The sequence below is a fragment of the Caulobacter sp. GW821-FHT11E11 genome (assembly GCF_058808315.1).
Map to the genome: position 1 here is coordinate 1 of NZ_JBXARO010000022.1, position 580 is coordinate 580.

Annotated in this window: 1 pseudogene; it reads left to right on the plus strand. The window is 68.1% G+C overall.

The annotated features are described in order from the left end of the window. Positions 1–580, plus strand: a pseudogene (locus AC1RR5_RS26725) (hypothetical protein); the annotation flags it as partial.

A 580-nucleotide genomic window follows, 5' to 3' on the forward strand; every position in this document is an offset into this window, starting at 1 on the left:
CGCCGTCGACCCGCTGACCCTGGCCAAGCTGCGCGTGCGGCTGGACTGGCGGATGTTCGTCGACGTCGACAGCTACGTCCTGATCGACCACCCCAACAACTACTACTGCGTGGCCTTCGCCATCGCCCGACTGCGCACGCGCATGAGCTGGGACGACGGCGCGCCAGCGGAAAAGCTCTACGCCAAGATCGCCGAGCACTACGACCTCTACTCCGGCCAATACGGCTTCGCCGACGAGACCGACGGGGAAGGGCGCTTCGACCGCTACAGCGTGCTGCTGGCCGGCGAGATCGCCCAGCGCTTCATCGAGACCGGCGGCAAGCCGCCCCAGCAGGTCCTCGCCTGGCTGCGCAAGTCGGCCGACGTGATGCTGATGCGCCTGGACGCCGAGGGCCGGGGCTTCGAATACGGCCGCAGCATCGGCCCCTATGGCGAGACGGCGATCATCGAGACCCTGACCGCCGCGGCGGTGCTGGACCTGCTGACTCCGCAGGAAAAGGCGCTGGCCTATGCCTATTCCGCCCGCGCCGCCCAGCGCTATGTCGCGTTCTGGCAGGACGCCAAGACCGGTTCGGTGAAC